The 23,783-nt window shown below is 69.7% G+C and carries 27 protein-coding genes; 19 read left to right on the top strand and 8 right to left on the bottom strand.

What is annotated here, in order from left to right; translation table 11 throughout:
• Positions 1-10: 10 nt before the first annotated feature.
• From rplF to truA, 15 genes are all read left to right on the top strand, one after another.
• A complete protein-coding gene (rplF, locus tag ACH4UK_RS12180; protein WP_215105392.1) occupies positions 11-550 on the top strand; it encodes a 50S ribosomal protein L6 in 540 nt (179 codons plus the stop codon).
• A 2-nt stretch (positions 551-552) separates the two neighbouring features.
• On the top strand, positions 553-936 hold the full coding sequence (gene rplR, locus ACH4UK_RS12175; RefSeq protein WP_015610732.1) for a 50S ribosomal protein L18: 384 nt from the start codon (positions 553-555) through the stop codon (positions 934-936).
• A gap of 47 nt (positions 937-983) precedes the next feature.
• Positions 984-1,586, top strand: a complete 603-nt coding sequence (gene rpsE, locus ACH4UK_RS12170) for a 30S ribosomal protein S5 (protein ID WP_097866720.1) — start codon at positions 984-986, stop codon at positions 1,584-1,586.
• Positions 1,586-1,768, top strand: coding sequence for a 50S ribosomal protein L30 (rpmD, locus tag ACH4UK_RS12165; RefSeq protein ID WP_015610734.1), 183 nt, complete (start codon positions 1,586-1,588; stop codon positions 1,766-1,768). Before rpsE ends, rpmD begins: the two co-directional genes overlap by 1 nt.
• A gap of 1 nt (position 1,769) precedes the next feature.
• A complete protein-coding gene (rplO, locus tag ACH4UK_RS12160) occupies positions 1,770-2,225 on the top strand; it encodes a 50S ribosomal protein L15 (protein WP_215105390.1) in 456 nt (151 codons plus the stop codon).
• A 380-nt stretch (positions 2,226-2,605) separates the two neighbouring features.
• Positions 2,606-3,919: a preprotein translocase subunit SecY gene (gene secY, locus ACH4UK_RS12155; protein WP_398355953.1), complete on the top strand. Its 1,314-nt coding sequence runs from the start codon at positions 2,606-2,608 to the stop codon at positions 3,917-3,919.
• Positions 3,919-4,578, top strand: a complete 660-nt coding sequence (locus tag ACH4UK_RS12150) for an adenylate kinase (RefSeq protein WP_398355952.1) — start codon at positions 3,919-3,921, stop codon at positions 4,576-4,578. The genes secY and ACH4UK_RS12150 overlap by 1 nt, the downstream gene beginning before the upstream one ends.
• 131 nt (positions 4,579-4,709) lie before the next feature.
• Positions 4,710-5,552, top strand: coding sequence for a type I methionyl aminopeptidase (gene map, locus ACH4UK_RS12145; RefSeq protein WP_398355951.1), 843 nt, complete (start codon positions 4,710-4,712; stop codon positions 5,550-5,552).
• A gap of 200 nt (positions 5,553-5,752) precedes the next feature.
• The gene (gene infA, locus ACH4UK_RS12140) at positions 5,753-5,974 is read left to right on the top strand and encodes a translation initiation factor IF-1 (RefSeq protein ID WP_003956442.1); all 222 of its coding nucleotides are present in this window, start codon (positions 5,753-5,755) and stop codon (positions 5,972-5,974) included.
• Between the two features lie 59 nt (positions 5,975-6,033).
• Positions 6,034-6,147, top strand: coding sequence for a 50S ribosomal protein L36 (gene rpmJ, locus ACH4UK_RS12135; RefSeq protein ID WP_003956441.1), 114 nt, complete (start codon positions 6,034-6,036; stop codon positions 6,145-6,147).
• A 195-nt stretch (positions 6,148-6,342) separates the two neighbouring features.
• Positions 6,343-6,723 carry a 30S ribosomal protein S13 gene (gene rpsM / locus ACH4UK_RS12130; protein ID WP_007446719.1) on the top strand — a complete coding sequence of 127 codons (381 nt, stop codon included), beginning with the start codon at positions 6,343-6,345 and terminating at the stop codon, positions 6,721-6,723.
• Positions 6,724-6,827: 104 nt separating this feature from the next.
• Entirely contained in the window at positions 6,828-7,232 is a 405-nt protein-coding gene (gene rpsK / locus ACH4UK_RS12125) for a 30S ribosomal protein S11 (RefSeq protein WP_003956432.1), read from the top strand.
• Positions 7,233-7,369: 137 nt separating this feature from the next.
• Entirely contained in the window at positions 7,370-8,392 is a 1,023-nt protein-coding gene (locus ACH4UK_RS12120; protein WP_202275769.1) for a DNA-directed RNA polymerase subunit alpha, read from the top strand.
• A 200-nt stretch (positions 8,393-8,592) separates the two neighbouring features.
• Entirely contained in the window at positions 8,593-9,096 is a 504-nt protein-coding gene (gene rplQ, locus ACH4UK_RS12115; RefSeq protein ID WP_018960210.1) for a 50S ribosomal protein L17, read from the top strand.
• Positions 9,097-9,186: 90 nt separating this feature from the next.
• The gene (gene truA, locus ACH4UK_RS12110) at positions 9,187-10,041 is read left to right on the top strand and encodes a tRNA pseudouridine(38-40) synthase TruA (RefSeq protein ID WP_398355950.1); all 855 of its coding nucleotides are present in this window, start codon (positions 9,187-9,189) and stop codon (positions 10,039-10,041) included.
• Between the two features lie 38 nt (positions 10,042-10,079).
• Here the strand turns inward: truA and ACH4UK_RS12105 are convergent, their stop codons facing one another.
• Positions 10,080-10,931 carry a hypothetical protein gene (locus ACH4UK_RS12105; protein WP_398355949.1) on the bottom strand — a complete coding sequence of 284 codons (852 nt, stop codon included), beginning with the start codon at positions 10,929-10,931 and terminating at the stop codon, positions 10,080-10,082.
• A 67-nt stretch (positions 10,932-10,998) separates the two neighbouring features.
• Between ACH4UK_RS12105 and ACH4UK_RS12100 the strand changes: the two genes are divergently transcribed.
• From ACH4UK_RS12100 to glmM, 4 genes are all read left to right on the top strand, one after another.
• Entirely contained in the window at positions 10,999-12,618 is a 1,620-nt protein-coding gene (locus tag ACH4UK_RS12100) for an ABC-F family ATP-binding cassette domain-containing protein (RefSeq protein WP_398355948.1), read from the top strand.
• A 227-nt stretch (positions 12,619-12,845) separates the two neighbouring features.
• The gene (gene rplM / locus ACH4UK_RS12095; RefSeq protein ID WP_352240245.1) at positions 12,846-13,289 is read left to right on the top strand and encodes a 50S ribosomal protein L13; all 444 of its coding nucleotides are present in this window, start codon (positions 12,846-12,848) and stop codon (positions 13,287-13,289) included.
• A 44-nt stretch (positions 13,290-13,333) separates the two neighbouring features.
• Positions 13,334-13,861 (top strand): 30S ribosomal protein S9, encoded by a 528-nt coding sequence (gene rpsI / locus ACH4UK_RS12090; RefSeq protein ID WP_392946641.1) that lies wholly within the window; start codon positions 13,334-13,336, stop codon positions 13,859-13,861.
• Positions 13,862-14,135: 274 nt separating this feature from the next.
• Complete coding sequence (glmM, locus tag ACH4UK_RS12085) at positions 14,136-15,494, top strand: phosphoglucosamine mutase (RefSeq protein ID WP_398355947.1); 1,359 nt, start codon at positions 14,136-14,138, stop codon at positions 15,492-15,494.
• A gap of 123 nt (positions 15,495-15,617) precedes the next feature.
• Here glmM and ACH4UK_RS12080 read toward each other — a convergent pair whose 3' ends face one another.
• From ACH4UK_RS12080 to ACH4UK_RS12050, 7 genes are all read right to left on the bottom strand, one after another.
• Positions 15,618-16,721 (bottom strand): PP2C family protein-serine/threonine phosphatase, encoded by a 1,104-nt coding sequence (locus tag ACH4UK_RS12080; RefSeq protein WP_398355946.1) that lies wholly within the window; start codon positions 16,719-16,721, stop codon positions 15,618-15,620.
• Positions 16,722-16,778: 57 nt separating this feature from the next.
• A complete protein-coding gene (locus ACH4UK_RS12075; protein WP_398355945.1) occupies positions 16,779-17,744 on the bottom strand; it encodes a DUF389 domain-containing protein in 966 nt (321 codons plus the stop codon).
• 83 nt (positions 17,745-17,827) lie between these two features.
• Positions 17,828-18,823: a type I pantothenate kinase gene (gene coaA, locus ACH4UK_RS12070; protein ID WP_097955925.1), complete on the bottom strand. Its 996-nt coding sequence runs from the start codon at positions 18,821-18,823 to the stop codon at positions 17,828-17,830.
• A 173-nt stretch (positions 18,824-18,996) separates the two neighbouring features.
• Entirely contained in the window at positions 18,997-19,992 is a 996-nt protein-coding gene (locus tag ACH4UK_RS12065; RefSeq protein WP_398355944.1) for a CU044_5270 family protein, read from the bottom strand.
• On the bottom strand, positions 19,980-20,591 hold the full coding sequence (locus tag ACH4UK_RS12060) for an RNA polymerase sigma factor (protein WP_398355943.1): 612 nt from the start codon (positions 20,589-20,591) through the stop codon (positions 19,980-19,982). The genes ACH4UK_RS12065 and ACH4UK_RS12060 overlap by 13 nt, the downstream gene beginning before the upstream one ends.
• 351 nt (positions 20,592-20,942) lie before the next feature.
• Entirely contained in the window at positions 20,943-22,580 is a 1,638-nt protein-coding gene (locus ACH4UK_RS12055) for a M16 family metallopeptidase (protein ID WP_398355942.1), read from the bottom strand.
• Between the two features lie 7 nt (positions 22,581-22,587).
• Positions 22,588-23,535, bottom strand: coding sequence for a hypothetical protein (locus ACH4UK_RS12050; protein WP_398355940.1), 948 nt, complete (start codon positions 23,533-23,535; stop codon positions 22,588-22,590).
• Positions 23,536-23,783: the final 248 nt, after the last annotated feature.

The following is a 23,783-nucleotide window of genomic DNA, read 5'->3' as shown; positions in this document are numbered from 1 at the left end:
AGGAAAGCTCATGTCGCGAATCGGCAAGCTCCCCATCCAGGTTCCCGCCGGTGTGGACGTCACCATCGATGGCCGTACGGTCGCCGTGAAGGGCCCCAAGGGCTCCCTCACGCACACCGTCGCCGCGCCGATCGAGGTCTCCAAGGGTGAGGACGGCGTGCTCAACGTCTCCCGCCCGAACGACGAGCGTCAGAACAAGGCCCTCCACGGCCTGTCCCGCACGCTGGTGGCGAACATGATCACCGGCGTGACCGCGGGATACTCCAAGGCGCTCGAGATCAGCGGTGTCGGTTACCGCGTCCAGGCGAAGGGCTCCAACCTGGAGTTCGCCCTGGGCTACAGCCACCCGATCCTCATCGAGGCTCCGGCTGGCATCACCTTCAAGGTCGAGTCGCCCACGAAGCTCAGCGTCGAGGGCATCGACAAGCAGAAGGTCGGCGAGGTAGCCGCCAACATCCGCAAGCTGCGGAAGCCCGACCCGTACAAGGCCAAGGGCGTCAAGTACGCGGGCGAGGTCATCCGCCGCAAGGTCGGAAAGGCTGGTAAGTAGCCATGGCATACGGTGTGAAGATCGCCAAGGGCGACGCGTACAAGCGTGCCGCCCTCAAGCGCCGCCACATCCGCGTCCGCAAGCACATCTCCGGTTCGCCGGAGCGTCCTCGCTTGGTCGTGACGCGTTCCAACCGCCACATCGTGGCCCAGGTCATCGACGACATCGCGGGCCACACGCTCGCGTCGGCGTCGACCCTGGACACCTCGATCCGTGGTGGCGAAGGCGACAAGAGTGCCCAGGCCCAGCAGGTCGGCGCCCTGGTCGCCGAGCGTGCCAAGGCTGCAGGCGTCGAGGCCGTCGTGTTTGACCGCGGTGGTAACCAGTACGCCGGGCGGATTGCCGCTCTGGCTGACGCCGCCCGTGAAGCCGGGCTGAAGTTCTAAGCCCCGGTTCCTACGCACAGCGGACGTAACAGAGAGAGGTAAATCCAATGGCTGGACCCCAGCGCCGCGGAAGCGGTGCCGGTGGCGGCGAGCGGCGGGACCGGAAGGGCCGTGACGGTGGCGCTGCCGCCGAGAAGACCGCGTACGTCGAGCGTGTCGTCGCGATCAACCGCGTCGCCAAGGTCGTGAAGGGTGGTCGTCGCTTCAGCTTCACCGCGCTGGTCGTGGTGGGCGATGGTGACGGCACCGTCGGTGTCGGATACGGCAAGGCCAAGGAAGTTCCCGCGGCCATCGCCAAGGGCGTCGAAGAGGCCAAGAAGAGCTTCTTCAAGGTCCCGCGTATCCAGGGCACCATCCCTCACCCGATCACGGGCGAGAAGGCTGCGGGCGTCGTCCTGCTCAAGCCGGCGTCCCCCGGTACCGGCGTTATCGCCGGTGGCCCGGTGCGCGCCGTGCTCGAGTGCGCCGGCGTTCACGACATCCTGTCGAAGTCGCTTGGCTCGTCCAACGCGATCAACATCGTGCACGCGACCGTGGCGGCCCTTCAGGGTCTGCAGCGTCCCGAGGAGATCGCGGCCCGCCGTGGTCTGCCCCTCGAGGACGTCGCCCCCGCGGCTCTGCTTCGTGCACGTGCGGGAGCGGGTGCGTAATGGCTCGCCTCAAGATCACGCAGACGAAGTCGTACATCGGCAGCAAGCAGAACCACCGCGACACCCTGCGTTCGCTCGGGCTCAAGCGCCTGAACGACTCGGTTGTCAAGGAGGACCGCCCCGAGTTCCGCGGAATGGCCAACACCGTCCGCCACCTCGTGACGGTTGAGGAGGTTGACTGACATGGCGGAGAACAGCCCGCTGAAGGCCCACAACCTCCGGCCTGCCCCGGGCGCCAAGACCGCCAAGACCCGTGTGGGTCGTGGTGAGGCGTCCAAGGGTAAGACCGCAGGCCGTGGTACCAAGGGTACGAAGGCTCGTTACCAGGTTCCGGAGCGCTTCGAGGGTGGCCAGATGCCCCTCCACATGCGTCTCCCGAAGCTCAAGGGCTTCAAGAACCCGTTCCGCACGGAGTTCCAGGTCGTGAACCTGGACAAGCTCGCGACGCTCTACCCCGAGGGTGGAGAGGTCACGGTGGCCGATCTGGTCGCCAAGGGCGCTGTGCGCAACAACCACCTCGTCAAGGTCCTCGGACAGGGCGAGATCTCCGTGGCGCTGCAGGTTTCGGTTGACGCCGTCTCCGGCTCCGCCAAGGAGAAGATCACCGCCGCCGGCGGTACGGTCACCGAGCTCGTCTGAGCCCGGGTACGGACCTGAGCCTGGTCGGCCGCCTCTTCGGAGGTGGCCGGCCAGGCTTTTCCGCGTTGGTGGCGCTGTACGGGAACCGTAAAGGCTCGGGAAAGGTTGAACGGGTGTCCACCGCACCGGCGGTGGGGGAGTCGAGGGGCGTTCGCGTCCCAAATGGTGTGGCTTAGGCGGTCTTTCACGGCGTGGGTCCGGGGACGGGTGGTGCACCGGTGTGCAGTGCGTGTTTCCTGCTCAGTCCCCGGCCGGGTAGGGTAGCGCCGTTAATCTTTTGTGGCCTCCTTACGATGTAGGGCTGCCTTGTATCCGAACCCATCCAGTCCCATCCAGACCCGTCGCCTCTGACGCATAGCGCGGGGGTCGCAGGAGGCACCGTGTTCACCGCGTTCGCCCGAGCGTTCAAGACGCCCGACCTGCGCAAGAAGCTGCTCTTCACGCTCGGCATCATCGTGATCTACCGGCTCGGGGCGCATGTCCCGGCCCCTGGCGTCGACTACGCGAAGGTGCAGCAGTGCATCGACCAGGCCGACTCGGGTGGCCTCCTCGGTCTGATGCAGATGTTCAGCGGTGGCGCCCTGTTGCAGATCACCATCTTCGCGCTCGGCATCATGCCGTACATCACGGCGAGCATCATTCTCCAGCTGCTGACCGTCGTGATCCCGCGCCTGGAAGCCCTGAAGAAGGAGGGGCAGTCCGGCACGGCCAAGATCACGCAGTACACGCGTTATCTGACGGTCGCGCTGGCCATCCTCCAGGGCACCGGCCTCGTCGCCACCGCCCGCAGCGGTGCGCTCTTCCAGAACTGCTCCGTGGGCGACCAGATCGTCGCGAACAAGTCGATCTTCACCACGGTCATCATGGTCCTCACGATGACCGCCGGTACGGCTGCCGTCATGTGGCTCGGTGAGCTCATCACCGACCGCGGCATCGGCAACGGCATGTCGATCCTCATGTTCATCTCGATCGCCGCCACGTTCCCCGGCGCCCTGTGGGCCATCAAGGAGAGCGGCAAGCTGGCCGACGGCTGGATCGAGTTCGGCACGGTCATCCTCATCGGCTTCGTGATGGTCGGCCTCGTCGTCTTCGTCGAGCAGGCCCAGCGCCGTATCCCGGTGCAGTACGCGAAGCGCATGATCGGACGCAGGTCCTACGGCGGTACGTCCACGTACATCCCGCTGAAGGTGAACCAGGCGGGTGTGATTCCCGTCATCTTCGCCTCGTCGCTGCTCTACATTCCGGCGCTGATCGTCCAGTTCTCCAACTCCAAGGCGGGCTGGGCGACCTGGATCACGGACAACTTCGTGACGGGTGACCACCCGTACTACATCGCGACGTACTTCGTCCTGATCGTGTTCTTCGCCTTCTTCTACGTGGCCATTTCGTTCAACCCCGACGAAGTTGCCGACAACATGAAGAAGTATGGTGGCTTCATCCCGGGTATCCGGGCAGGTCGACCTACTGCCGAGTATCTGAGCTACGTGCTCAACAGGATCACTTGGCCGGGCTCGCTGTACCTGGGCCTGATCGCTCTGGTGCCGACGATGGCGTTGGCAGGCTTCGGCGGTGCGAACCAGAACTTCCCGTTCGGCGGGACGAGCATCCTCATCATCGTGGGTGTCGGTCTGGAAACCGTGAAGCAGATCGAGAGTCAGCTCCAGCAGCGCAATTACGAAGGGTTCCTCCGCTGATGCGAATCGTCCTCGTCGGGCCTCCGGGTGCCGGCAAGGGAACGCAGGCTGCGTACCTTGCCCAAAACCTGTCGATTCCGCACATCTCCACGGGCGACCTCTTCCGCGCCAACATGAGCCAGGGCACCGACCTTGGCAAGCAGGCCCGCGCCTACATCGACGCGGGACAGCTGGTGCCGGACGAGGTCACCATCGGGATGGCCAAGGACCGCATGGCCCAGTCGGACGCCGTGAGCGGCTTCCTGCTGGACGGCTTCCCGCGGAACGTGGGTCAGGCCGAAGCCCTTGACGTGATGCTCAAGGACGAGGGCGTAAAGCTGGACGCGGTCCTCGATCTCGAGGTCCCCGAGGACGAGGTCGTGAAGCGGATCGCGGGTCGCCGCGTCTGCCGCAGGGACAGTGCGCACGTCTTCCACCTGTCGTACAGCCCGCCGAAGACGGAGGGTGTCTGCGACGTCTGCGGCGGCGAGCTGTACCAGCGGCACGACGACAGCGAGGAGACGGTCCGTACCCGGCTGGAGGTCTACCACACGCAGACCGAGCCGATCATCGACTACTACCGGGCCCAGGGCCTGGTGGTGACCATCTCCGCGCTGGGACAGGTCGCGGACGTGACCGCCCGTGCCATGGAGGCGCTGAAGACCTCCGACAAGGCCTGAGCGTCACCCCGTACCACCCGCAGTGCAAGCCGGCCGCGGCGCCTCAGGGCGCCGCGGCCGACTGCTTGCGCCCGTATCGTTGAACACGCCGAGTCCTACCCGTCACCGTCGATGCAGAGAGGCGCCGAGCAATGGTGCAGATCAAGACCCCCGAGCAGATCGCGAAGATGCGCGAGGCGGGCCTGGTGGTCGCTGCCATTCACGCCGCCACCCGTGAGGCGGCCGTCCCGGGGTCCACCACGCACGACCTGGACCAGGTCGCCCGCAAGGTGATCGCGGACCACGGCGCGAAGTCGAACTTCCTCGGGTACGGCGGGTTCCCCGCGACCATCTGCACCTCGGTCAACGAGGTCGTCGTCCACGGCATCCCGGACGAGAAGACGGTCCTGAAGGACGGCGACATCATCTCCATCGACGCCGGCGCGATCATCGACGGCTGGCACGGCGACGCCGCGTACACCGCCTTCGTGGGCACCGGTCACGCTCCGGAGCTGATCGAGCTCTCCCGGGTGACCGAGGAGTCGATGTGGGCCGGGATCGCGGCGATGAAGGTGAACAACCGGCTCGTCGACATCTCCAAGGCGATCGAGACCTACATCCGCCGCCAGCCCCGCCCGGCCACCGGCAAGTACGGGATCATCGAGGACTTCGGCGGCCACGGCATCGGCACCGAGATGCACATGGACCCGCACCTGCTGAACTACGTCTCCCGCAAGCGCGGCAAGGGCATCAAGCTGGTCCCCGGCGTCTGCCTGGCCATCGAGCCCATGGTCTCGCTCGGCACGGCGCGGACGGAGACCCTCGGCGACGACTGGACGGTCATCACGACGGACGGCACCTGGTCCTCGCACTGGGAGCACTCCATCGCCCTGACCGAGCAGGGCCCGCTGGTCCTGACCTCCCCGGACTGCGGCCGGGCGAAGCTCGCGGAGTACGGGGTCGAGGCGGCGCCCGACCCTTCCGCGAGGTCGTAGGGGCCAGGGGGAGACCCCATCGGGTGATGCGACCCCTCGGAAAGGTCTAAGGATCACCCCGGCTGGGCAAACTTGACGGATTCGTCTTTTGGAGTCCGCTGACGTAGACTGACTCGTCGGCTCTGGTGCATCCGTGTGCCCGCATGTATAGGCACGGGATCGCGAGAGCCGATCAAGGTAGCCGATTCGAAAGGCGAAGCGTGGCCAAGAAGCAAGGTGCCATCGAGATTGAGGGCACCGTGATCGAGTCCCTCCCGAACGCTATGTTCAAGGTGGAGCTCCAGAACGGTCACAAGGTCCTGGCGCACATCAGCGGCAAGATGCGGATGCACTACATCCGCATCCTCCCGGATGACCGGGTCGTGGTGGAGCTCTCTCCGTACGACCTGACGCGTGGCCGGATCGTCTACCGCTACAAGTAGATCTTGCCGGCATCCCGTTTCGGCGGGTGATGGCACTGACCCGGAGAACCTGACATCCCATGAAGGTCAAGCCGAGCGTCAAGAAGATCTGCGACAAGTGCAAGGTGATCCGCCGTCACGGTCGGGTCATGGTCATCTGCGACAACCTGCGCCACAAGCAGCGCCAGGGCTGACGCACGACCGCCTGCATCTCGCAGTTCTTCGCGCGACGCACGTAAATTCGTACATACGCAGAGCCCGTCCAAGCCACGGCTGACGACACCTCCGGCGGGGGCCGGGGACCCGGACGTACCACTGCTCCTCGAGAGCGGTCGGCGGCCGGGAGTGGCACTGCGGAAGACCCCCGATCTAACAACTGGAGCCATTGAATGGCACGCGTTTCAGGTGTTGACATCCCGCGCGAAAAGCGCGTGGAGGTTGCCCTCACCTACGTCTTCGGTATCGGGCGCACCCGGTCCAAGGAGATCCTCGCCAGCACCGGCGTGAACCCGGACGCCCGCGTCCGCGACCTTGCCGAGGAAGACCTCGTCAAGATCCGCGAGTACGTGGACGCCAACCTCCGCACCGAGGGTGACCTCCGCCGTGAGGTCCAGGGCGACATCCGCCGCAAGATCGAGATCGGCTGCTACCAGGGCATTCGTCACCGCCGTGGTCTGCCGGTCCACGGTCAGCGCACCAGCACGAACGCGCGTACCCGCAAGGGCCCGCGTCGCGCCATCGCCGGTAAGAAGAAGCCGGGCAAGAAGTAGTCCTCAGCGGACGCACTGCGGACCTCCGGTTCTCCGGAACCCGCAGCAACCAGCGGTCTTCGCTGTAGGACCGATCACCTCCCCTCTCCATCTGGAGTCAAGACATGCCCCCCAAGGGTCGTCAGGGCGCAGCCAAGAAGGTGCGTCGCAAGGAAAAGAAGAACGTCGCTCACGGGCACGCGCACATCAAGAGCACGTTCAACAACACCATCGTCTCGATCACGGACCCCTCGGGCAACGTGATCTCCTGGGCCTCCGCCGGCCACGTCGGCTTCAAGGGCTCGCGCAAGTCCACCCCCTTCGCCGCGCAGATGGCCGCCGAGTCGGCCGCCCGCCGCGCGCAGGAGCACGGCATGCGCAAGGTCGACGTCTTCGTCAAGGGTCCCGGCTCCGGCCGTGAGACCGCGATCCGCTCCCTCCAGGCCACGGGCCTCGAGGTCGGTTCGATCCAGGACGTCACCCCGACGCCGCACAACGGCTGCCGTCCGCCGAAGCGTCGCCGCGTCTGATCCGTCACGGCCGGTGACGGCCGTGCGGCAGTAGCGCCGGATGCGGGCGGCACACCTCTTCGGAGGCGTGCCGCCCGTACCCTTGTTACATCTGTCGGGCATCAAATAGTGGGTGCCCACGACTGAAGGATCACCACATGCTTATCGCTCAGCGTCCGTCGCTGACCGAAGAGGTCGTCGACGAGTTCCGCTCCCGGTTCGTGATCGAGCCGCTGGAGCCGGGCTTCGGTTACACCCTCGGCAACTCCCTCCGCCGCACCCTCCTCTCCTCGATCCCCGGCGCCGCTGTCACCAGCATCCGGATCGACGGAGTCCTGCACGAGTTCACCACCGTGCCGGGCGTCAAGGAGGACGTGACCGACCTCATCCTCAACATCAAGCAGCTGGTCGTCTCCTCGGAGCACGACGAGCCCGTCGTGATGTACCTGCGCAAGCAGGGCCCGGGTCAGGTCACCGCCGCCGACATCGCGCCCCCGGCCGGTGTCGAGGTGCACAACCCCGACCTCGTTCTCGCCACGCTCAACGGCAAGGGCAAGCTGGAGATGGAGCTGACCGTCGAGCGCGGTCGCGGCTACGTCTCCGCCGTCCAGAACAAGCAGGTCGGCCAGGAAATCGGCCGGATCCCGGTCGACTCCATCTACTCGCCGGTGCTCAAGGTCACGTACAAGGTCGAGGCGACCCGTGTCGAGCAGCGCACCGACTTCGACAAGCTGATCGTCGACGTCGAGACCAAGCAGGCCATGCGTCCCCGTGACGCCATGGCGTCGGCCGGTAAGACCCTGGTCGAGCTGTTCGGTCTGGCGCGCGAGCTCAACATCGACGCCGAGGGCATCGACATGGGCCCGTCGCCGACGGACGCGGCGCTCGCCGCCGATCTCGCCCTGCCGATCGAGGAGCTCGAGCTCACCGTTCGGTCGTACAACTGCCTCAAGCGCGAGGGCATCCACTCCGTGGGCGAGCTCGTGGCCCGTTCCGAGGCGGACCTGCTCGACATCCGCAACTTCGGTGCGAAGTCGATCGACGAGGTCAAGGCGAAGCTGGCCGGTATGGGCCTCGCGCTCAAGGACTCGCCTCCCGGCTTCGACCCGACCGCCGCCGCCGACGCCTTCGGCGCCGACGACGACGCGGACGCCGGTTTCGTGGAGACCGAGCAGTACTGATCGCCTCCGGCGGGGGGTGCCCGGGTTTCTGGGCGCCCCGTGCCGGGTCGAGGCTTTGTCCTCAATCGCCGGACGGGCTGGATGCGGCTGATGCCGGATTCCGCGCACTACTGGCACGTATGACTTCCGGGAGGCGTCCGCCTCGCGGGAACTGACACCGGTACCTGATACGGCCGGTGCAGCACACAAGGAGAATCACCATGCCGCGTCCCGCAAAGGGTGCCCGTCTGGGCGGCAGCGCCGCGCACGAGCGTCTGCTCCTCGCCAACCTGGCGAAGTCGCTGTTCGAGCACGGCCGCATCACGACGACCGAGGCCAAGGCCCGCCGCCTGCGTCCGGTCGCCGAGCGCCTCGTCACCAAGGCGAAGAAGGGCGACATCCACAACCGTCGCCTGGTGCTCCAGACGATCACGGACAAGAGCATCGTCCACACGCTCTTCACCGAGATCGCTCCCCGATACGAGAACCGCCCCGGTGGTTACACCCGTATCACCAAGATCGGCAACCGTCGTGGCGACAACGCCCCGATGGCGGTCATCGAGCTGGTCGAGGCGCTGACCGTGGCCCAGCAGGCCACCGGTGAGGCCGAGGCCGCGACGAAGCGCGCGGTCAAGGAAGACGCCCTCAAGAAGGACGAGGCCCCCGCGGCCGAGTCCGTCGAGGACGCCAAGCCGGCCGACGACGCGGAGTCGAAGGACGCCTGAGCGTCCTGACGACCACGGAACGGGCCCGCATCACCCTTCGGGGCGGTGCGGGCCCGTTCTGCTGAGCAGGGGTAGGGAGAGGATGACGCGGTGAGTGACGCGGCGGAGCCCGGTTTCGTACGGGTGCGGCTGGACCTGTCCTACGACGGCAAGGACTTCTCCGGCTGGGCGAAGCAGACCAGCCGGCGCACGGTGCAGGGGGAGATCGAGGACGCGCTGCGGACCGTGACCCGGTCGGCCGTGACGTACGACCTGACAGTGGCCGGCCGGACCGACGCGGGGGTGCACGCGCGCGGCCAGGTGGCCCACGTGGACCTGCCGGAGGCGGTGTGGGCCGAGCACGAGGAGAAGCTGCTGCGCCGGCTGGCGGGCCGGATGCCGCTGGACGTACGGATCTGGCGAGCGGCGCCCGCGCCGGCCGGGTTCAACGCCCGCTTCTCCGCGCTCTGGCGGCGCTACGCCTACCGGGTCGGTGACCGGCCCGGCGGGGTGGACCCGCTGACACGCGGTCATGTGCTCTGGCACGACCGGCCGTTGGACGTGGACGCGATGAACGAGGCGGCCGCCCTGATGGTGGGGGAGCACGACTTCGCCGCGTACTGCAAGAAGCGCGAGGGCGCGACGACCATCCGTACGCTCCAGCGGCTGAGCTGGGTACGGGATCCGGCCTCCGGGGTGCTCACCGCGACCGTGCAGGCGGACGCGTTCTGCCACAACATGGTGCGGGCGCTGATCGGGGCGGCGCTGTTCGTCGGCGACGGGCGGCGGCCGGCCGGCTGGCCCGCCGAGGTGCTCGCCGCGAAGGTGCGCGACCCCGGGGTGCACGTGGTGCGCCCGCACGGGCTGACGCTGGAGGAAGTGGCCTACCCGGCGGACGAGTTGCTGGCGGCCCGCGCCGAAGAGGCGCGGAACGTGCGGACGTTGCCGGGGGCGGGCTGCTGCTGAGCGAGAACTCGGGCCGGCGGCCCGGGAGTTCGACGCTGTCAGCCGTTGGGGTCGGCGACGGCCTGGGAGGCCTGGAGCTGGCCCCGGCGGTGGATCTGGCGGAAGGTGAAGTTCGTCAGGTCCTTGTTGACCGCGTAGACGCCCTTGTCGGCGGTGGTGACCCGCTTGCCGTTCAGGAAGCCGCCGACGGTGAAGTAGGCGTATCGGCCGTAGGAGTTGGTGGTCCGCAGGCAGACCGTGCCGCCCCGGCAGAAGGTGTCGACCCCGCCGCCGCCGAGGGAGGCCAGGCCGCCCGAGGCCTGGTCGACGGTCTTCTTCGCGCGGGCCTCCGTGTCGAAGACGGCGATGCCGACCGTGACGGCCACCCCGTCCTTGCGGTAGGTGGCGCGGATGAGCTGCTTGCAGCCGTTGTTCGCGAGGACCGAGCCGAGGGCTCCCTGGGTGCCCGTCGCGCACTTCGCGGTGTTGCTCGTCGCGCCCTTGAGGTGGACGCGGCCGCCCATCGTCAGCTTCTTGCCGGGGAAGAACCCGTCGACGGTGATCGGCGCCTTGTCCTTCCCGGCGCTGGATATGTAGTCCTTGGGGTCCGGCGGGGGCGGCGGTGCGACCGAGGAGAAGGAGGGCGCGGGCGCGGAGGTGTCCTCGGGGAGCTCGGCGGGGGCGGGCAGCTGACTGGCGTTCTTGTCCGCCTTGCCCTTGCCGCCCCCGTTCGACGTGACCACGGCCGTGGTCACGATCGCGCCGATCGCCACGGTGGCGAGTGCGCCGCCGCCGATCATCAGCAGTCTCTTCCGGCGGGTGCGCGCCGCGGATTCCTCCGCCAGCGCCGCCCAGTCCGGAGTCCCGTCGCCCCCGGGCCCCCAGGAGGCCCCCCCTTGCCCAAAGCTCATGCGCGCAGTTTAGGGCTATCGGTAAACATGTTGGGTCCGGGCTTCGCGGACCGTGACAATGCTCTGTATGGGACATCTCGAAGCAGGCCACCTGGAGTACTACCTACCGGACGGGCGGGTGCTGCTCGGCGACGCCTCGTTCCGGGTGGCCGACGGGGCCGTCGTCGCGCTCGTCGGGGCGAACGGGGCGGGCAAGACCACCCTGCTGCGGCTGCTCGCCGGTGAGCTCCAGCCGCACGGCGGCACGGTCTCGGTGAGCGGCGGGCTCGGCGTCATGCCGCAGTTCGTGGGCTCGGTGCGGGACGAGCGGACCGTACGGGACCTCCTGGTCTCCGTCTCCCAGCCCCGCATCCGGAACGCGGCGAAGGAGGTCGACGCGGCCGAGGAGAAGATCCTCACCGTCGACGACGAGGCCGCGCAGATGGCGTACGCGCAGGCGCTCAGCGACTGGGCGGAGGCGCGCGGGTACGAGGCCGAGACGGTCTGGGACATGTGCACGATGGCCGCGCTGGGCGTCCCGTACGAGAAGGCGCAGTGGCGCGAGGTGCGCACGCTCAGTGGCGGCGAGCAGAAGCGGCTGGTCCTGGAGGCGCTGCTGCGCGGGCCCGACGAGGTCCTGCTGCTGGACGAGCCGGACAACTATCTGGACGTGCCGGGCAAGCGGTGGCTGGAGGGAAAGCTGAGGGAGACCCGTAAGACGGTCCTCTTCGTCTCCCACGACCGGGAGCTGCTCTCCCGGGCCGCCGAGAAGATCGTCAGCGTCGAGCCGAGCCCGGCGGGCAGCGACGTCTGGGTGCACGGCGGCGGCTTCGCCACCTACCACGACGCGCGCAAGGAGCGCTTCGCCCGGTTCGAGGAGCTGCTGCGGCGCTGGCAGGAGGAGCACGCCCGGCTGAAGGCGCTCGTCCTGCGGATGCGGCAGCAGGCGGCGAACAGCCCCGACATGGCGAACCGCTACCACGCGATGCAGACCCGCTTCAAGAAGTTCGAGGAGGCGGGCCCGCCGCCGGAGCCGCCGCGCGAGCAGGACATCAGGATGCGGCTGCGCGGCGGGCGGACCGGGGTGCGGGCGGTGACCTGCAAGGGCCTGGAGCTGACCGGGCTGATGAAGCCGTTCGACCTGGAGATCTACTACGGGGAGCGGGTCGCGGTCCTCGGCTCCAACGGGTCGGGCAAGTCGCACTTCCTGCGGCTGCTGGCGGGGGAGCCGGTGGCGCACACGGGGGAGTGGAAACTCGGGGCGCGGGTCGTGCCGGGTCACTTCGCGCAGACGCACGCGCATCCGGAGCTGCTCGGCAAGACGCTGGTGGAGATCCTCTGGACCGAGCAGGCCAAGGACCGGGGCGGGGCGATGTCGGTCCTGCGGCGCTACGAGCTGGAGCGGCAGGGGGACCAGCCGTTCGAGAAGCTGTCCGGTGGGCAGCAGGCGCGGTTCCAGATCCTGCTGCTGGAGCTGGCCGGCACGACGGCGCTGCTGCTGGACGAGCCCACGGACAACCTGGACCTGGAGTCGGCGGAGGCGCTGCAGGACGGTCTGGAGGTGTACGACGGCACGGTGATGGCCGTCACCCACGACCGGTGGTTCGCGAAGTCCTTCGACCGCTATCTGGTCTTCGGCTCGGACGGGGTGGTCCGGGAGACGGCGGAGCCGGTGTGGGACGAGCGGAGGGTGGAGCGGGCCCGGTAGGGCCGACCCGTTTTGACCCGTCCGGGGCGGGGCGGGTAGTGTCGAGGTTTGTTATACGTATTGGCTTCGTCGTTCTCACGCGAAGGGCCCTTACGTAGGTTCTCTGGAGCAGTTACCAGTGGCTCGCATACGGGCAGCGTCCCCGGCATTGTGAGCCCCAGCTGCATGATCGCTTCAGAGGTGCCATGTGTCTGGACCCCATCCACTGAAGAAGCGAAGGCTACGAAGTGCGTACGTACAGCCCCAAGCCCGGAGATGTGACGCGCCAGTGGCACATCATCGACGCTCAGGACATCGTCCTGGGCCGTCTGGCCACCACGGCTGCGAACCTCCTCCGAGGCAAGCACAAGGCGATCTACGCCCCCCACATGGACATGGGCGACTTCGTCATCATCATCAATGCCGACAAGGTTCACCTGTCCGGCAACAAGAAGACCCAGAAGATGGCGTACCGCCACTCGGGCTTCCCGGGCGGTCTCCGTTCGGTGCGCTACGACGAGCTCCTCTCGAAGAACCCCGAGAAGGCCGTCGAGAAGGCCATCAAGGGCATGATCCCCAAGAACACCCTGGGCCGTCAGATGATCTCGAAGCTCAAGGTCTACGCGGGCGACCAGCACCCGCACGCTGCGCAGCAGCCGGTCCCGTTCGAGATCACCCAGGTCGCGCAGTAGTTCCGGCCACCCCCTAAGACATACAGAAAGATCTGAGGAGAATCGTGGCCGAGACCACTGTTGAGACCCCCGTCGAGGGCACCGAGGGCGAGGAGACCTTCGCCGAGGTGACCACCTTCGAGTCGGAGGTCCCCGTCGAGGGTGAGTACACCTCCGAGTCGCTCGCGGGCCGCTTCGGCGACCCGCAGCCCGCGGCCGGCCTTGGCCGTCGCAAGAACGCCATCGCCCGCGTCCGGATCATCCCGGGCACCGGCAAGTGGAAGATCAACGGTCGCACCCTTGAGGACTACTTCCCCAACAAGGTGCACCAGCAGGAAGTCAACGAGCCCTTCAAGGTTCTCGAGCTCGACGGTCGCTACGACGTCGTGGCCCGCATCTCGGGTGGCGGTGTCTCCGGTCAGGCCGGCGCCCTGCGCCTCGGCGTGGCCCGCTCGCTGAACGAGGCCGACGTGGACAACAACCGCGCCGCGCTGAAGAAGGCCGGCTTCCTCTCCCGCGACGACCGTGCGGTCGAGCGCAAGAAGGCCGGTCTCAAGAAGGCCCGTAAGGCCCCGCAGTACAGCAAGCGCTAAATTCGCCTGCTCGACTGTCACGTTCGCCCCGGCAGCACACTTTGTGCTGCTGGGGCGTTCGTCTATCAGCCCTCGCGGGCGTATAACGGCATAAGACGTTCATCGGCCCGCGTGGGACCGCGGCCCGGCGGACATCGCCGCCGCATCTGGCAAGTCGGTCGCGCCATGCCGCCCGACGTGCCTTTCTGCGTTTTCTCGTCACTTTCGTTGTTTGGTTGCTCAGTTCGTTTGCTGTGCAGTGGTTTGCGGTTTCGGAGCACTTCGGAGGACACCAGTGGGACGACTCTTCGGTACGGACGGAGTACGAGGTGTCGCCAACACCGATCTGACGGCCGAGCTCGCGCTCGGCCTCTCGGTCGCGGCGGCACATGTACTCGCCGAGGCGGGCACCTTCGCGGGCCATCGGCCGACCGCCGTGGTCGGACGTGATCCGCGGGCATCCGGAGAGTTCCTGGAGGCCGCCGTCGTGGCGGGCCTGGCCAGCGCCGGTGTGGACGTGCTGCGCGTCGGCGTGCTGCCGACGCCCGCCGTGGCGTACCTCACCGGCTCGCTCGGCGCGGACATCGGCGTGATGCTCTCCGCCAGCCACAACGCGATGCCCGACAACGGCGTCAAGTTCTTCGCGCGCGGCGGCCACAAGCTCGCCGACGAGCTGGAGGACCGGATCGAGACGGTCTACGAGCAGCACCGCACCGGTGAGCCGTGGAACCGCCCGACCGGCGCCGGCGTGGGCCGGGTCACCGACTACACGGAGGGCTTCGACCGGTACGTCGCCCACCTCATCGGCGTCCTGCCCAACCGGCTCGACGGTCTCAAGGTCGTCCTGGACGAGGCGCACGGCGCCGCCGCACGGGTCTCGCCCGAGGCGTTCGCGCGGGCCGGGGCCGAGGTCGTCACCATCGGGGCGGAGCCGGACGGCCTGAACATCAACGACGGCTGCGGCTCCACCCACCTGGACCTGCTGCGCGCCGCCGTCGTCGAGCACGGGGCCGCCCTCGGCATCGCGCACGACGGCGACGCCGACCGCTGCCTGGCCGTGGACGCGGCGGGCGAGATCGTCGACGGCGACCAGATCCTCGCGGTGCTGGCCCTCGCGATGCGGGACGCCGGTCAGCTGCGCAAGGACACCGTCGTCGGCACCGTGATGTCCAACCTCGGCTTCAAGCTGGCCATGGAGCGCGAGGGCATCCAGCTCGTCCAGACGGCGGTCGGCGACCGGTACGTCCTGGAGTCGATGAAGGCCGAGGGCTTCGCGCTCGGCGGCGAGCAGTCCGGGCACGTCGTCGTCCTGGACCACGCCACGACCGGCGACGGCACGCTGACCGGCCTGATGCTGGCGGCCCGGGTGGCCGCCACCGGCCGGAGCCTCGCCGAGCTGGCCGGGGTCATGCAGCACCTGCCGCAGGTCCTCATCAACGTCCCCGACGTCGACAAGACCCGGGTGAACACCTCGCCCGAGCTGGCCATCGCGGTCGTCGAGGCGGAGCGCGAGCTCGGCGAGACCGGTCGCGTACTGCTGCGGCAGTCGGGCACGGAGCCGCTGGTACGGGTCATGGTCGAGGCCGCCGACATCGAGCAGGCGCGCGCGGTCGCGGGCCGGCTGGCCGATGTGGTGAAGTCGGCGCTGGGCTGAGCCCGGAGATCCACCCGCTTGCGGAAAGCCCCCGGTGTGCTCGCCGGGGGCTTTCGCGCGTGGTGCCGGAGGGTGTGCGGTGCGGGAGAGGCGTACGGGCCGGGTTGCCCTGTGGTCGCCTGGTCACGCCCGGGGCAGGGCGGAGCGGGTTATGGCGATCATGGCGGCGTCGTCGTTCATGTGCCCGCCGACATGGCGCAGCAGGTCGGACCGGAAGCGTTCGATGAACGCGTCGGGGTCGCTCTCGCTCCAGCCGGTGATCCGGTCGGTGAGCGGGTAGAACGCGCCGGTGGCGTCGCGGGCCTCGGTGACACCGTCCGTGTACAGCAGCAGGAGGTCTCCCGGCTCGAACGGGAAGCGGTCGACGTGGTAGCGAGGGTGCGCCAGTTCGCCCAGTCCCAGCGGGGGAGCGGGGCGGTGGACGTCCATCGTCGTCGGCCGGCCGTTGCGCAGGATGACGGGCGGCGGGTGCCCGCAGGAGATCATCCGGACCGGTCCGTCCCGGTCGGGGATGTCCAGGACGGTGGCGGTGATGAACGTTTCTCCGTAGCGGCTCGTCTCGCCCGGTTCCATCAGGTCCCAGCACACACTCCGGTCGAGGTAGGTCACCAGCTCGTCCAGGTCCGCCCGGCGGTGGGCGGCGACGCGGAACGCTCCGAGCAGCAGGGCGGCATCGTTGACCGCGGTCATCCCCTTGCCCCGCACATCGCCGACGATCAGCCGGGTCCCGGAGGTGGTCCGAGCCGCCGCGTACAGGTCCCCCCCGATCCGTGCCTCGGCCTCGGCGGCGAGGTAGAGGGCGGAGACGCGCAGGGGGCCGAGCTTCCTGGGCAGCGGTGGCAGGACCACACGCTGGGCGACCTCGGACACGTACCGCACCTGCGTGAGCTCCTTCGCGTGACGCTCCCGCAGGACGCAGAAGACCACCAGGCTCGCGCCGACCAGGATCAGCGCGATGATCTGTGCCTCGTGGTTGGCCGAGAGCAGATCGTCAGGATCGCGGATGACCCCGATGAGCGTCTGCGCGATGACCGCCAGTGCGGCGACCACGCCCACGGTCCTGGGCCCGCCGAACGACGGCGTGATCGCCGGGGCCGCGACGAGCAGCGGACCGAGATGGATGTCGGGCGGCGCGAGAACATCGACCACGGACACCGCGACGATCCAAGCGATCGGGATGGCGACCAGCGCCCACCGGGGGCGGGATCCTGCGCGGCGCTGGGACATGCCTCCTCTCTACACCGCCCCTGCCCGGTCCGCACCGGCAGTCGGGCCCGGCGCGGGTCACGCCCGTACGGAAGCCCCCGGTGTGCTCGCCGGGGGCTTCCGCGCGTGGCGGACCTTCCACAGGCCCTTCTGGAGCAGCAGCGTGAGTGTGCCCGCGAGGACGATGCCGCCGAGGTTGGCGAGCAGCTGCTGTCCGGAGCCGACGGTCTGCTGGTAGTCCGAGTAGCTGAACGCGACGGCCGCGTTGGCGGCGGCCGGGACGGTCGTCACCGAGATCGCCACCCCGATCAGCGCCCCGGACTTCGCGGAGGTGAGCGAGAGCGTCCCGGCGACGCCCGCGAGGAACGCCACGACGAACGACATCCAGTCCGGGTGCCAGATGAACCCGGTGTTGGGCCGGGGCTTGTCGATCATCCCGCTGGTGAAGAGGCCGAAGGCGTCCATCGTCCAGGCGAACCCGGCCGTGACGATCATCGCCAGCGCGAACCCGCCGACCAGCGCCCAGAGCGAGCGCGCCACCAGACGCGGGGCGCGCTGCACCAGGGCCGTGGAGATCCCGGCCAGCGGACCGAACTCCGGGCCGACCGCCATCGCTCCCACGATCAGGACCGCGTTGTCGAGCATCACCCCGCAGGCGGCGAGCATGGTGGCGAGGGCGAGGAAGGAGACGTAGGTGATGGAGAACGTCGACTCCTCGTGCGTCGCCTCCGTCAGTTCCTCCCACAGCACCGCGTCGGCACCGTCGCCCGGGGCCTCCTCCTCCGCCCGGTCGGCGTGGTCGGAGAGCGTCAGCTCCATGTTCTCCATGGTGATCGACCCGGACCTGTCGATGCCGAGCCGGCGCAGCGCACCGATCAGCTCGTCGCCGGCCTCGCGCGCCACGTCGCACATCACCACGTCACCGGCGGGGGAGCGGGCGGCTCCCGGCAGGACCACCAGATGGGCGGTGCCGACGGTGGACTCCAGCAGGGCGACGACCTCGTCCGTGGTGTCGGCGGGCACGATCAGACGCAGGTGCAGCACGGAGTGGCCGGCCTTCCGGGTCGGAGTCTTCGCAGCGGTCGCAGCAGTCGCAGCGGTCGGAGTGTCAGAGAGGGGCGGCGCGGTCAGAGCTTGCGCAGGGACAGCTTCTGGACCTTGTGGTCCGGCCCCTTGCGGAGCACCAGGGTGGCACGGCCGCGCGTCGGGGCCACGTTCTCCAGCAGATTCGGCTTGTTGATGGTCCGCCACATGGTGCGCGCGTAGTCCAGCGCCTCCTCCTCGGAGACCTGGGTGTACTTGCGGAAGTACGAGGACGGGTCCTGGAACGCCGTGGCGCGCAGCTTGCGGAAGCGGTTCAGATACCAGGTCTCGATGTCCTCGGCGCGCGCGTCCACGTACACGCTGAAGTCGAAGTAGTCGGCGAGCCCGACCCTGGTGCGGCCGTCGCTGCCGGGCAGCGCGGGCTGCAGGACGTTGAGGCCCTCGACGATGAGGATGTCGGGGCGGCGCACGGTGAGCCGCTCGCCGGGGACGATGTCGTAGATCAGGTGCGAGTAGACGGGCGCGGTCACCTCGTCCTTGCCCGCCTTGATGTCCGCGACGAAACGGGTCAGGGCGCGCCGGTCGTAGGACTCCGGGAACCCTTTGCGCGAGGTCAGCCCGCGCGCCTTGAGCTCCTTCATCGGCAGCAGGAACCCGTCCGTGGTCACCAGCTCGACGCGCGGGTGCTCGGGCCAGCGGGCGAGCAGCGCCTGGAGGATACGGGCGCTGGTGGACTTGCCGACGGCGACACTGCCCGCGACCCCTATGACGAACGGGGTGCCGCGCTGCGCCCCGTGCCCGTTCCCGGCGTCCCCGAGGAAGGTGTTCAGCGCGCCGCGCAGCCCGGAGGTGGCCTGGACGTACAGGTTGAGCAGCCGGGAGAGCGGCAGGTAGACGTCGCGCACCTCGTCCAGGTCGATGACGTCACCGAGTCCCCGCAGCCGCTCCACCTCGTCGGCGGTCAGCGGCAGCGGGGTCTTGTCCCGCAGTGCGCTCCACTCGTCGCGCGAGAGATCGACGTAGGGGGTCGGCGCGTGCTCGGTGCGACGGTGGGGGGCCCGTGCGGGTGAGGTGATCACCTGTTCATTGTTGCTGGAGTTTTAACGGAGTGGGGGGTGGGGTCGGTCACGTGGGTGCCGGGGGCGGGGGCCCTGACCGCCCTGGCCGCTCCCCGGGGACGGACGCGGGCCCGGTGTCCGCTCCCCTGTGCCGGACTCCGGGCCCGCGGCCGGGCTTGGTGTGTGCCGTACGGTCAGGGCTTCTGGCCCCTGGCGTCGACGACGGCCGCCTTGGTCCTCGCGATGTCGATCAGGACGTCGCCGCGCTGGTAGACCGTGGGCTTCAGGCCGTGGGGGTCGGAGATCTCGTGTGTCCTGGTGACCACGTCGCGCTCGCCCGCGTAGCTGTAGTCCACCGGGTCGATGAGGATCTCGCGCTGGGTGTCCCCCTTGTCGTACTCGCGGGTCACGGCGATGACCTGGCGGCCGGAGGCGTCCCGGATCAGGTGGTCGGTCACCTCGACGCCGTCGACCGTGGCCATCGCCCGGTAGATCCGGGCCAGCGCGTCCGGCGGGATCGGGTACGACTCCAGCAGGACCGACAGGGCGCGGAAGCTGTGCTCGGCCTTGGCCTCGGGGGGGCCGTCGGGGCCGCTGCCGGTGGGGAAGATCTTGCGGAGTTTCGCGAGGAGCGCCTCGGGATCCTCGGGCAGGGCCGCGGCGATCCGGTAGGACCCGCGGGCGGTCTGGTAGTCGGTGTCGGACTCGTCGTTCTCCGCGGCCTTGCCGTCGTACGGGATCCAGGAGTCGGGGCTGTAGGTCATGGACATCTTGTCCCGGATCTCGGCCGGTACGTCGGCCCACTGGTCCTTCTGCTGGGTGTCCACCTCCCGGAGGTAGATCCACTGGTCGGAGCGCGGCTCCGGTGGTACCTCCTGTCGGTCCAGGAAGTCCGCCGCCCGGCCCAGGGCGGCGGCCGGGCCGGACAGGTCGAGGTCGCCCGTCACGGTCGCCGGTGCCGACTGGCGGGGGTCCGAGGTGTCGACGATCTGTGTGACGAAGAGCGCCGCCGCGGTGATCGCCACCACCGCGCCGAGCGAGGCGATCCGCCAGTCGGCCCGCTGGCGGAGAGTGCGGCGGCCGTTGCCCGCGATGGTGTCGGTCAGCCGCTCGCGGCCGTGGGCGAGGGCGGCGCGGTCGGGTACGGGGGCGTCGGTGCGCAGCTCCCGCAGCTGGGTCATTTCGTCCATGACGGGGTCAGCTCCTGTTCGGCCGGGACGAACGCGGGATCGGTACTCAGGGCCTCGCGGACCTTGCGGCGGGCCCGGTTCAGCCGGGACCTCACGGTGCCGAGCGGTATCCGGAGCGCCTCGGCCACCTCCTGGTAGCCGAGGTCGGCCCAGGCGACGAGCAGCAGGACGTGCCGGTCGCCGGGGGAGAGCGCGGCCAGTGCCCCCGCGAGGGGCGCCTGGACGGCGATCCGGTCGTCCGAGCGGTCGCTCCAGGACGCGGCGACCGGGTCGTGGCCCGTCCGGGCCAGCGCCTTCAGCGCGCGGACCTCGCTACGGCGGTGCTTGCCGATCAGGTTGGCCGCGATGCCGTACAGCCAGGGCCGGGCCAGCCGGTGGGACGTGTCGTAGCGGTCCCGGGTGCGGAACGCGATGAGGAACGTCTCCGCCGTGATGTCGTCCGCCGGGCCCTCCCCGAGCCGGCGGGCGGCGTAGCGGTGGATGTCCGGGGCGTGCCGGTCGTACAGCCCGGCGAACAGCTCGGGCTCGTCCAGGGACTGCGTGATGACGTCGGCGTCGTCGCGTTCGGTGCCTGGGCGGGCCGGAGGTGGTCCGGTCACTGCGCCTCCAGGTGCGTCGGTCGGTGTGGCTGTCACCCCCCTGTTGTCCGCAGCGGCCGGAAAGGTTCACGGGCCGGACGGGCGGGGCGGTGGGCCGGCCGAGCCGGTCGGGCCGGAGGGGCGGGGCGGGCCGGACGGGTCGCACGGACGGGTCGCACGGACGGGTCGCACGGACGGGTCGCACGGGCGGGTCGCACGGGCGGGTCGCACGGGCGGGTCGGACGGGCAGGTCGGGCCGGAGGGGCGGGGCGGACGGGGGACGGGTCGGGCGGGCGGGCGGGCCGGGCCGGACGGGCGGGGCCCGGGGCGGTGTTGCCGGCCCGAGCATTTCCGCCTCCCCGTCCGGCAGGGTCAGCCGCGTCCCGGTCGCAGGGAGCGCAGCACCCCCAGCGCCCGGTCCTTCAGCCCGCCGCGTCGCGCGGAGGGCTGCGGGATCTCGTCCGGGTCGCGCTCCGGCATGGGGACGACGGCACCGGCCGGGACCGCCGCGTCGATGGCCGCGATCCGGTCCGGCGTGAGCTTGGCGTACAGCGTCGGCTCCACCTCCACGACGAACGCGTCGAAGCCGATGAGGTGCCGCGCCCCGTCCGGGAAGAGGCGCATCGCGGCGCACGCGTCGTACCGCACGGTGATCTGCCCGTCGGGCGTGGACAGGGTGACGGCCTCCGGCCCGACGGCCAGGCTCACGGAGTCGTGGCCCCGGGACCGGTGCACGGTGCCCGCCGGGTCGGGGTCCGGGGCCGACCACTGGGGAGCCTGGGTGAAGCCCGCCCAGTCCACGGCCCGCCCCGGTACCTGGATCAGTGCGCAGGCGTGCAGCTCGCGGGCCACGTCGCGCAGGTCCTCGACGGTGACGGCCGCCAGTTCGGCGCGGTGTTCGTCGGGGGTGAGGTTGGCGTGGCCCGTCAGTACGTTCAGCGCGTACGAGGGCAGTGCGGCCGCGCCGAGGTCCGGGGTCTCGTACTGCTTGAGGCGTTTGGACCGGGCCGAGTCGAGTTCGGCCTGCTCGATGGTTCCGGCGCACAGCCGTGCCAGTACGTCGATGAAGCCGCCCACCACCGCGTCCTGCTTCTGGGGGAGCGCGTCCGCGAAGGCGGTGATGGTCGCGTGGACGTTGTCGCGCGGGTGGTAGTCGCAGTCGGCGGCGTAGGAGTAGCCGCCCTTCTGCCGGAGGTCCGTGAAGAGCGCCCGGCCCAGCACCTCCGCGAAGAGGGACGCCGCGGAACTGCGCCGCACGATGCCGTCCAGGACCACTCCGCCACTGCTGCCCGTGATGTAGGCGGGGGTGACGGGCAGGGCCGAGGTCGGCGCGGGCAGTGGCTGCCGCCGCCCGGCCGGCAGGGCCAGGTCCAGCCCCTCGGGCACGGTGTCGCCGGTGATCCACAGGACCGCGTTGTCCCGGGTGAACCAGGTCCTCGCCCAGTCGCGCACCGCGTCGGCCGTCAGATGCAGCGTGCCGTACTCCGGGTAGCTGGCGAGTCCGTAGCCCCGGGCCCCGTAACGCCACAGCGGCAGCTGATGGTTGGGGCCCCGGCCGCGGCCCGCCTGCTCGGTCCGCAGGATCTCCCGCTCGGTGGCGAGGCGTTCCACCGGCAGGTCCCGCAGGGAGGCGCAGACGCCGTTGAGGTGGGCGACGACCTCCTCGGCGGTGCCGGAGACCACGAAGTGGGTGTGGGTGGCGGCGGTGGAGCCGTTGTAGTGGAAGTCCGAGACGCCGTGCCGGTGCAGTGCCAGGTGCTCCACGAGGTGGGTGAGGCCGGCCGTGGCCAGCGTCTCGTCCGCGGCCCCGACCCGGAAGTACAGTCCGGCGGTGACCGGGCCGCCGGACGTGGGCGCCAGCAGGGTCGGGATGCGGTCGACCTCGGTGGCGGTGATGAACCCGGGCTCCGAGGGAGCGGGAGCGGGAGCGGGGATGGCTGTGGACGTCGTGGCGGCGGGGATGCCTGCGGGCGTCGCGGTGGCGTCGGTCCCGTCGGTCTGCTGTGTCATCGTCGGTTCAGCCCTTCGCCAGTGCGCGTCTGCGGTGCTTGAGGAACTGCACTTCCCGGTCGCCCCAGTAGCCCCACGGGGTCTCGGTCGCCTTGTCCCCGAGCGTGCGGAAGTACGGGGCCGCCTCCCGGTGATGACCGCCCAGGCTCAGCGCCCCGGCGAAGTCGTTGTGGTCACCCACCCAGTGGAAGCCCGGCCGGTAGTCCGGGTGCCGTACGGACCGGTCGGCGGCGGCCAGGACGTCGTCGCGCACCTCGGCCGGGCGCAGGTAGCCGCCGGGCCCGTCGTCGCTCTCGTCCAGCCAGCGTTCCAGGTGCGCCTGTGCCACCAGCCGGCCCGCGTGGCTTCCCGCGGGAGCGGCGTCCATGCACGCCCGCGCGAATCCGAACGCGTCCTCCCAGCGACCGCCCCACTTGGGGCAGAGCTGCTGGAGCAGCAGGATCTGCCCCTGGATGTGGTGCGGGTGATGCTCCGCCAGCCGGTCGTACCGCCGTCGCGCCTCGCTCGCCCCGAGTTGCAGTCCCCGGGCGGTCGTCAGCCGGGACATCCAGGCGAGGGCGTACGCGGGTTCGTCGGCGCAGACGCCGATCAGCAGCTGCTCGGCCCGTCGCAGCCACGCGTGGAACGCCTGGAACTGATCCCGCGACACGTGTTCCGCCGTGTACGAGCTGCGGATGTCCCAGCCGACGACGATGTAGCGCGCGGCGAGCAGCGTCCGGGCCAGCGGTGACCCGTGGTCGGCGACGGCGCGTTCCAGGAAGCGTTCGCAGGAGCTGAGGTCGGCGACGAGGCCGGCGGCCACGGCACGCTCGTCCTCGTCGTCCAGGAAGTCGAAGTACGCCTCCACGGTGGCCCAGTCGTTCCCGCGTACGGCGGTGCGGAGGTCCACGAGGGAGGGAATCTGGCGGCAGAGGTCGAACTCCGCGCGTATCAGGTCGGGTTCGGTCGGAGACACGTCGGTCCTTGGGTTCTGGGATCGGACGCGACCGGTGGGGGGCCGGCGCAGAAGCGCGCGGCGTGTCGGCGAAGGGGCGGGTGGCGGTGGTGGGGTGACCGGAACGGGAGGGTAGCACCCCGCGCGCGGTGTGTGCCGGGGAGTTTTCCGCAGGTCACGGTCCCCCCCCCCGGTCCCCCCGGAGAGTCCGGAGAGCCAGGGGGTTGGAGAGCCCCGGGAGGCCCGGAGAGCCCGGGGAGTCCAGGGGA

The sequence above is a fragment of the Streptomyces sp. NPDC020884 genome, assembly GCF_044333935.1.
Classification (GTDB): domain Bacteria; phylum Actinomycetota; class Actinomycetes; order Streptomycetales; family Streptomycetaceae; genus Streptomyces.
This window is presented reverse-complemented; position numbering and strand designations above follow the sequence as displayed.

What these genes read in the sequence shown, in the direction of transcription:
- rplF (WP_215105392.1), top strand. Translation starts at nt 11, where the DNA reads ATGTCGCGAATCGGCAAGCTCCCCATCCAGGTTCCCGCCGGTGTGGAC.
- rplR (WP_015610732.1), top strand. Translation starts at nt 553, where the DNA reads ATGGCATACGGTGTGAAGATCGCCAAGGGCGACGCGTACAAGCGTGCC.
- rpsE (WP_097866720.1), top strand. Translation starts at nt 984, where the DNA reads ATGGCTGGACCCCAGCGCCGCGGAAGCGGTGCCGGTGGCGGCGAGCGG.
- rpmD (WP_015610734.1), top strand. Translation starts at nt 1,586, where the DNA reads ATGGCTCGCCTCAAGATCACGCAGACGAAGTCGTACATCGGCAGCAAG.
- rplO (WP_215105390.1), top strand. Translation starts at nt 1,770, where the DNA reads ATGGCGGAGAACAGCCCGCTGAAGGCCCACAACCTCCGGCCTGCCCCG.
- ACH4UK_RS12150 (WP_398355952.1), top strand. Translation starts at nt 3,919, where the DNA reads ATGCGAATCGTCCTCGTCGGGCCTCCGGGTGCCGGCAAGGGAACGCAG.
- map (WP_398355951.1), top strand. Translation starts at nt 4,710, where the DNA reads ATGGTGCAGATCAAGACCCCCGAGCAGATCGCGAAGATGCGCGAGGCG.
- rpmJ (WP_003956441.1), top strand. Translation starts at nt 6,034, where the DNA reads ATGAAGGTCAAGCCGAGCGTCAAGAAGATCTGCGACAAGTGCAAGGTG.
- rpsM (WP_007446719.1), top strand. Translation starts at nt 6,343, where the DNA reads ATGGCACGCGTTTCAGGTGTTGACATCCCGCGCGAAAAGCGCGTGGAG.
- rpsK (WP_003956432.1), top strand. Translation starts at nt 6,828, where the DNA reads ATGCCCCCCAAGGGTCGTCAGGGCGCAGCCAAGAAGGTGCGTCGCAAG.
- ACH4UK_RS12120 (WP_202275769.1), top strand. Translation starts at nt 7,370, where the DNA reads ATGCTTATCGCTCAGCGTCCGTCGCTGACCGAAGAGGTCGTCGACGAG.
- rplQ (WP_018960210.1), top strand. Translation starts at nt 8,593, where the DNA reads ATGCCGCGTCCCGCAAAGGGTGCCCGTCTGGGCGGCAGCGCCGCGCAC.
- ACH4UK_RS12105 (WP_398355949.1), bottom strand. Translation starts at nt 10,931, where the DNA reads ATGAGCTTTGGGCAAGGGGGGGCCTCCTGGGGGCCCGGGGGCGACGGG.
- ACH4UK_RS12100 (WP_398355948.1), top strand. Translation starts at nt 10,999, where the DNA reads ATGGGACATCTCGAAGCAGGCCACCTGGAGTACTACCTACCGGACGGG.
- ACH4UK_RS12080 (WP_398355946.1), bottom strand. Translation starts at nt 16,721, where the DNA reads ATGTCCCAGCGCCGCGCAGGATCCCGCCCCCGGTGGGCGCTGGTCGCC.
- ACH4UK_RS12065 (WP_398355944.1), bottom strand. Translation starts at nt 19,992, where the DNA reads ATGGACGAAATGACCCAGCTGCGGGAGCTGCGCACCGACGCCCCCGTA.
- ACH4UK_RS12055 (WP_398355942.1), bottom strand. Translation starts at nt 22,580, where the DNA reads ATGACACAGCAGACCGACGGGACCGACGCCACCGCGACGCCCGCAGGC.